Source organism: Variovorax sp. P4_D9 (assembly GCF_056401695.1).
The window spans coordinates 1-1,307 of the sequence record NZ_JBFUIU010001459.1; the positions used below are offsets into that span (position 1 = coordinate 1).

Consider the following 1,307-nt stretch of genomic DNA (forward strand, 5'->3'; position numbering starts at 1 on the left):
GTAGTTGTCCACGATCAGGTGCAACTGCAGGTGCTTGGGCGTCTTGCGCTGGATCAGGCGCAGGAACTTCAGCCACTCCTCGTGCCGGTGTTGCTGCTGGCACATCGAGATCACGGTGCCGTCCAGGGTGTTCAAGGCGGCGAACAGCGTGGTCGTGCCATGACGCTTGTAATCGTGGGTGACGGTGCCGGCGCGGCCTTTCTTCATCGGCAATCCTGGCTGGGTGCGGTTGAGCGCCTGAATCTGACTTTTATCGTCGCAGCTGAGCACCAGGGCACGCTCGGGTGGGTTCAGGTACAGCCCCACGACATCCAGCAGCTTGTCCTCGAAGCGAGGGTCGCGCGAAAGCTTGAAGCTGCTCTGTCGATGCGGCTTCAGGCCGTTGCGCTTCCACACCCGGCGAATCGTCGTCGGCCCCACCCCGAGCTGCGCGGCCAGCGTGCGCGTGCTCCAGTGCGTGGCGGCGATGGGCTTGTCGTGCAGCGTCCTGTCCACGATGCTCGACTCAAGCTCGGCGGTCACGCTGGGGGTGCGCCCGGGGCGCGGCGCATCGTGCATCAGGGCCTCAACCCCCCGTCCAGGAAGCGCTGGCGCCACAAGGCCACTTGGCGTCGGTCCAAATCGACCTCGGCAGCGATGTCCTTGTTCTGCCAATCCTTCGCGGCCAACAGCACGATCCTGGCTCGCTGCTGCACGCGGGCCTCTACGCGGCCGCGTCGGGCGAGCGCAGTCAACTCCCGTTCGGCAACAGCATTCAGTTCGATCTTCCGGGCGACGCGCATGGCTCAAACCTCCGCAACTTGGTATGCGCAGTATRCTTTAAGGTCTATTATTTCGAGCGCACTACATTAGCAGCCGCGGTCCTCTCGAACTTCCCCAGATAGCCGAGCACATGCCCCGGCTTTCCGCTGGGCTTGAATGGTGCGATTCAGGGGCTGAAGCCCAGCAGCGTCAAGAGCTCGCAAACGTCCAGGACGACCGCCGTGTCGTAGTGCGTTGTGAATGCGTCCTGGACGATCGCAACGCTGCGGGGGTCTAGGTCGGTCTAGGTCCAATACTGTTCAGATACGTAACACGCGCAACGCCGGCGTCGGCTCATGCCTGCGGTGGAGCTCGGCGCCGCGACGGCGCACTTTGAAGTTGCTCATCTTGCGCTTGACCCCTCGCGGGTTGTGGCGGCCGCGACTGCTCACGCAGCGGCCGCGGCCGATCTCGGCGAGCAGCGCGTCGCGCCAACTTCCGATGCGCTCAGGGGGGAACAGCCGCTGCTTGCGGCATTTTTCGCTTGATCACGCGCACGGCGTGCA

Annotated in this window: 2 protein-coding genes; both read right to left on the reverse strand. The window is 64.2% G+C overall.

Annotated features, from left to right (window positions below; all coding sequences use genetic code 11):
* Positions 1 to 558 (reverse strand): IS630 family transposase (locus tag AC1DY5_RS55975; protein ID WP_478122762.1); only part of this gene is annotated, 558 nt, incomplete at its 3' end.
* A complete protein-coding gene (locus tag AC1DY5_RS55980) occupies positions 558 to 782 on the reverse strand; it encodes a helix-turn-helix domain-containing protein (protein ID WP_478122763.1) in 225 nt (74 codons plus the stop codon). The genes AC1DY5_RS55975 and AC1DY5_RS55980, both read right to left, overlap by 1 nt.
* Between the last annotated feature and the right edge of the window lie 525 nt (positions 783 to 1,307).